4 protein-coding genes and 1 tRNA gene are annotated in these 5,662 nt (G+C 48.6%); 3 read left to right on the top strand and 2 right to left on the bottom strand.

All coding sequences use genetic code 11. The annotated features are described in order from the left end of the window. Positions 1 to 311: 311 nt before the first annotated feature. Entirely contained in the window at positions 312 to 893 is a 582-nt protein-coding gene (locus VB081_RS08160) for a TetR/AcrR family transcriptional regulator C-terminal domain-containing protein (RefSeq protein ID WP_323400328.1), read from the bottom strand. Positions 894 to 1,105: 212 nt separating this feature from the next. On the opposite strand from VB081_RS08160, the gene VB081_RS08165 reads away from it, so the two are divergent. Genes VB081_RS08165 through VB081_RS08175 form a run of 3 tightly spaced genes read left to right on the top strand, consistent with a single transcriptional unit; the run spans position 1,106 to position 5,468 of the window. Beyond that, positions 1,106 to 1,405, top strand: a complete 300-nt coding sequence (locus VB081_RS08165; protein ID WP_323400329.1) for a hypothetical protein — start codon at positions 1,106 to 1,108, stop codon at positions 1,403 to 1,405. Positions 1,406 to 1,410: 5 nt separating this feature from the next. After that, positions 1,411 to 3,492, top strand: a complete 2,082-nt coding sequence (locus tag VB081_RS08170; RefSeq protein ID WP_323400330.1) for an efflux RND transporter permease subunit — start codon at positions 1,411 to 1,413, stop codon at positions 3,490 to 3,492. Next, positions 3,489 to 5,468, top strand: coding sequence for a hypothetical protein (locus tag VB081_RS08175; protein WP_323400331.1), 1,980 nt, complete (start codon positions 3,489 to 3,491; stop codon positions 5,466 to 5,468). Before VB081_RS08170 ends, VB081_RS08175 begins: the two co-directional genes overlap by 4 nt. A 100-nt stretch (positions 5,469 to 5,568) precedes the next feature. Here the strand turns inward: VB081_RS08175 and VB081_RS08180 are convergent. Beyond that, positions 5,569 to 5,660, bottom strand: a tRNA-Ser gene (locus VB081_RS08180). Positions 5,661 to 5,662 lie beyond the last annotated feature (2 nt).

Below are 5,662 nucleotides of genomic sequence, written 5' to 3' on the forward strand. Positions count from 1 at the left end.
AAACGACTCCAGAACGGGAATTTTCCCGCTTTATCTGTTTTCAGGTAAGGATCAACGATCTCGTACACATTCCGCCGGAACCGTTTGAACTTCCTTTTCATGCATATTCCCCCATGGCAGAACTTTTTGGATTTTAATGAAGATGTATATCAGTAAACAGATTCGGCCGTTCGAAATCATAGATTCAAAGGGAAAGCACTATGCTTTGCATAGTGCTTTCCCTTTAGGAGACTTCATGCGGTGGTATCGCTGCCGGGCTCTTAATATCCGCTAGAAAAATGGTTTTCGCGCCCACCGTATCGTGCAAAATATTATTTTTTCTTTCCTTCCACATACAATGCCTGTGGCAAAGTCGTGCGCAGGATAGTTGTAAGATAACGCAGCGTTTTCTCCCGGTCGGCTTTGCCCGGTGCACGAAACCATTCGATGAGTATACCTGCCAACGCTTCGGCATAAAAATCGCAAAGAAACTGTTTGTAATCTTCCGGAGCCGAAAGGCCGAGCTCACGTTCGGCATTCTCGATCGTCGCCCCTAAAATTCCAATGAAATCAGCATACAGGAACTTTTTCAGCCCTTCGCGTCCCAAAGAATCAAATGCGCAATTCAGGATGTGCTGGTTAGCGTCTACATAATCCATAACAAACAAGATCGCGTCTTCACAGTCCACCAACAGATCAAACTCCTTAACCACCTCTAAAGCCTCTTGCTCCAGCATCCATATAAGCAGGGAGGAAACGTCTTCAAAGTGGTAGTAAAAAGTTTTTCGATTGACACCGCAATCCGCAACAATTTCGCTGACCGTAATTTTGGAAAGCGCTTTTTTGGGCATCAATTTCTTTAGGGAGGCGGCCAATGCCCTTTTGGTGTTCAGCGTCGTAATTCTGTGTTCCATACATGACTCCTTTATAAAATTCATTATACAGTTGCCCATCAAACAATTCAATGGACAACGCTGCGCAATCTGTCCGGGAAATGAAATTCCCGATTTTCTTTTGCCCGCCAAATGAAATCCAGTTGTCCGTTTTTTACCCAAATGCCACAGGATTGACCATTGAACCACGCGAAATATGCCGATATGATTCCATTGAAAGGAAGCGGAATCTTATGGAATATACTTATGACGTTGTGATGAAAACACAACTTGGCAATCGAAAAGGGAAACTGTACGTCAGGCGAACGCAAGAGGAGATCAATGGATGCCTCAACATACTTGGACACGAAAATCCTGTTGTTGGAACAGTCGCGGAGGATGGAACGTATGCGCTTAAAGGCAAACTCATTACGCTTGTGCGTACCATCCCGTTCCTTGCGCAAGGATATGCGGACGAAAAAGCAGTCAGGTTAACGCTGCATTGCCCAAGTAATATTTTTTATATTACCGGCACGGCGATAAAAGGAGAATAAAGCAAATGCAAAATTTTTATCGCGGAATTGTCAAACATCGAAAGATTATTCTGGTTGCCTTTATCCTATGCGCGGTGTTTTGCGCTGTGTGCCAGCCGTTTATTTCGGTCAATTACGAAATGAATGATTATTTGCCGGAAGATACAGCCTCCACCGTGTCCCTCGACGTAATGGAAGCTGAATTTGGCAGTGGGATCCCCAACGCCCGGGTGATGATCCGGAACGTTTCTATCCCGCAGGCTCTTTCTTACAAAGAACGCCTTCTTTCAATAGACGGCGTTACCGATGTCACTTGGCTTGACGATGCCGAAGATATCGTAACGCCCATCGAAACGCTGGATGCCGACACTGTGGAAAGTTACTATAAAGACAACACGGCGCTCTTTACGCTCACATTGGAAAATGACGGCCGCTTGACAGAAATAGTGAACGAAATCCGCAGCGTGATCGGATACGAAAACGCGATGACCGGAAGCGCCGTTTCCACCGCTGTCGCAACTTCAAGCACGGTTTCCGAAGTATCCAAGATCGCCCGCATCGCCGTGATTTTTGTGCTGGCTGTTCTCCTGCTGACGACGACTTCCTGGCTGGAGCCGTTGATCGTCCTCGGAAGCCTGGGAATCGCGATATTGATCAATGCGGGCTCCAATCTGATATTTGGCGAAATTTCCTTTGTTACGAATGCGGCGGGCAATATTTTGCAGCTTGCGGTATCCCTCGACTATTCCGTATTCCTGCTGCACCGCTTCGCAGAATGCCGCGAGCAGTATGCCGACCCGAAGGAAGCTATGGTGCAGGCATTATGCAAATCCACCTCGTCTATTCTGTCGAGCGGCCTTACCACAGTGATTGGGTTTCTCGCTTTATGCCTGATGCAGTTTCAGATTGGGCCAGATCTGGGGCTCGCACTGGCAAAAGGGATAGCAATTAGCTTGATTACCGTATTTGTTTTTTCGCCATGCCTAATTCTCTGCACCTATAAACTGATCGACAAAACCCGGCACAAATCATTTATGCCGGATTTCCGGGGATTTGGCAAGGCAGTATGCCGCGTTATGGTGCCGGCCGCGTGCATATTCGCGCTGCTGATCATTCCCGCTTATCTTGCCTCGAACAGCAACCAATACTATTATGGCGCTTCCCATATTTTTGGTTCGGAAACACAGCTAGGGGCGGATACCAAGGCAGTGGAAGATGCCTTTGGAAAAAGCGATACCTATGTGCTGATCGTGCCGAAGGGAAGCCCCGCTACAGAAAAGCAGCTATCGGATGAGCTGCACGGGCTTTATGATGTTACAGATATCATCTCTTATGCGGATAACGCAGGGCCGGAGGTGCCGACCGAATATGTGGATAGCGACACGCTCTCAAAACTGATATCGGAAAACTACAGCCGCATGGTCATCTCCGTTGGCGTTGACTATGAGGGTGAGGAAACGTTTTCGCTCATAGAAGAGATCCGCGACATTGCCAACAGGTATTATCCGGATTCCGATTACCTCGCGGGCGATGGGGTCAGCACCTATGACCTGATGCATACGATCACCTCGGATATGGTCAAAGTCAACCTGATTGCAATTGCGGCGGTGTTTGTGGTGCTGCTGTTCGCGATGAAATCTGTCTCCATCCCCATACTGCTTGTGTTGGCGATCGAAACGGCAATCTGGGTCAATCTTGCCATTCCCTATTTTATGGGATCGACAGTGTTCTATATCTCTTATCTGATCATCAGCTCGATCCAGCTCGGGGCGACGGTTGATTACGCGATCTTGTTTACGGACCGCTACAAGGAGTTCCGCCGAAGTATGGGGAAAAAGGAATCCATCCTAAAGACGGTTTCAGCGTGCATGGTATCGATCCTCACGTCGGGCAGTGCACTCACAGCCATAGGCTTCCTGCTGGGCATGATTTCAACGCATGGGATTTTGTCGCAGCTCGGGTATTTCCTCGGCTATGGCACGCTGTGCTCCCTTGTAGTGGTGATCTTCGTCCTTCCGGGGCTGCTCTATATCTTTGACGGATTGATCAATAAAACAACGCGTCATGCAAATTTTTTGAAGGAACATAAGGAGGTTTCAAGTAAATGAAAAAATATACAAAATGGCTGGCGGCATTTCTGGCGGCAATCATGATGATAGGCGCTGCGTCACCCGCGCTTGCCGCAGCGGCGCCCAACCAAAAAGAAGAAGTTGTTTATGCTATAGCGAACGGAAACGGAGCGGTAAACGGCGTTTATGTTGTGAACAGCTTTTCGGGCGGGGATATTACCGATTACGGCGTCTATACCGAGGTCAGAATGCTGACCTCCGAAACGCCAATCATAAAAAACAGCGATACGATCACCTTTTCCGATCAAGCGGAAAAGGTGTATTACGAAGGCATCATGGACGCGTCCACGCCCATTCCCTGGAATATTTCGATTCGGTACTTTTTGGAGGGAAAGGAATATTCCCCCAAAGAAATTGCGGGAAAAAGCGGAAAGCTTGAGGTGTGGTTCCAAATCACCAAAAACGAAGCGTGCACAGGAACGTTCTTTGAGGATTACGCGTTACAGGCAACCTTCCTGCTGGATGCAAACAAGTGCACGAATATTACAGCGAAAGAAGCAACGATTGCAAATGTGGGAAGCGATAAGCAGCTTGCGTATACGATCCTGCCCGGAAAAGGGATCGACACGGTGATCACCGCGGATGTGAAGGATTTTGAAATGGACGCCGTAACGATCAATGGCATCAGGTTGAATATGGATGTTGATATCGACGATCAAGAGCTGATGGAAGAAATCGGAAAACTGATAGACGGTACGGTCGAGTTAAACGACGGCGCAATTTCGCTGGCGGATAGCGCGCTTGCCTTAAGAGGCGGCGGCTCCGGGCTCACCAAAGGTTCAGCCTCACTGAAAAACGGCGCAGACAGTTTAGATCGCGGCCTTAACGATTTGCAGGCGGGGGTAACTGCCATGCAGGATGGATTCAATCAACTGAACGCACAATCAGGAGCATTGCTTGACGGCTCTTCCCAAATGAAGGAAGCGCTGTCGCAAATACAGGGGGCGCTGCAATCTGTCTCGGTTTCGCAGGAGCAAATCACCGCGCTTGCGGAATCTTCCGCGGCGATAAAAACTGGCATTAACAGTTTATCCGGCGGGGCTTCCGGCTTGCAGGATGCCTTAGGATACGTCCAATATAAGGATGCCATGGCAGCAAACGGTCTAGATATTGATGCACTTAAGGCGGGAAACGCGCAGGCTGTTTCAAATCTTGAAACCCAAATCAGCTCCCTGCGCTCTATGATCGATTCGCTGGATGAAACTGATCCCGCACAGGCAGCACAGGCAGAACAACTGCGCAGCCAAATCGATCAGCTTGAAACCGTAGTGACATTACTTCAAGGTAATAATGCGGCAATCGGCGGTACGGCAAGCTACCTGAACGGCATTTCCGGTGCGGCAGGTTCGCTGCAGGCCGGACTAACGGATTTACAGGAAAACTATGATTCGTTTGACGCGGCAATCTCAGAGCTTACTGAAACACTGAGCGGGATGCTTTCAAAGCTTGCGGAGTTGTCCTCCGGCATCAATAAACTGGCGGCAGAATACAGTAAGCTGGATCGTGGTTTGCAGGAATATTCAGATGGCGTCGCGCAGCTTTCTGCGGGATATACGCAGATCATGAGCGGCGTTTCCGCCCTGTCTGAGGGAAGTAAGGAATTGCAGGAGGGCTCAGGCGTTCTATATGCAGGGACCCAAACCCTTTACGATGGCTTGACCGCTTTATGTAAGGGAGCGTCCGCGCTTGCGGAAGGAACAGGTGAAATGAGGGAACAGAGCGACGGAATGGATGGTAAGGCCGAAGAAAAGATTGACGAAGTATTGGCTTCTATAGGGAGTGGTGATACAACGCCTATCTCATTCGCATCAGACAAAAATACGAATGTTTCCTCCGTACAATTTGCAATCAGAACAGATGCGATTTCGGTACAGGAAGAAAACAAAGCCGATCCAGCGCCCAAAGAGGAATCAACTTTTTGGCAAAAGTTTTTGCAGTTATTCGGAATAGAGTAAGATTACAGGAACAAAAGAGGCCCCTTATGATATAAAGAGAGCCGCTGGACTGCACGAAAAAACACACCCTTTGGTGCGTTTTTTCCTAGCATTCCATGCGTGGCGGACAGAGGGAGATTCGAACTCCCGGAACGCTATTAACGTTCACACGATTTCCAATCGTGCGCCTTAAGCCAACTCAGCCATCTGTCCAT

This window comes from Christensenella sp., from assembly GCF_034927525.1.
In the GTDB taxonomy this organism is placed as follows: Bacteria; Bacillota; Clostridia; order Christensenellales; family Christensenellaceae; genus Christensenella.

Coding starts and splice junctions, on each gene's coding strand:
- VB081_RS08160 (WP_323400328.1), bottom strand. CDS start 893: ATGGAACACAGAATTACGACGCTGAACACCAAAAGGGCATTGGCCGCC.
- VB081_RS08175 (WP_323400331.1), top strand. CDS start 3,489: ATGAAAAAATATACAAAATGGCTGGCGGCATTTCTGGCGGCAATCATG.
- VB081_RS08170 (WP_323400330.1), top strand. CDS start 1,411: ATGCAAAATTTTTATCGCGGAATTGTCAAACATCGAAAGATTATTCTG.
- VB081_RS08165 (WP_323400329.1), top strand. CDS start 1,106: ATGGAATATACTTATGACGTTGTGATGAAAACACAACTTGGCAATCGA.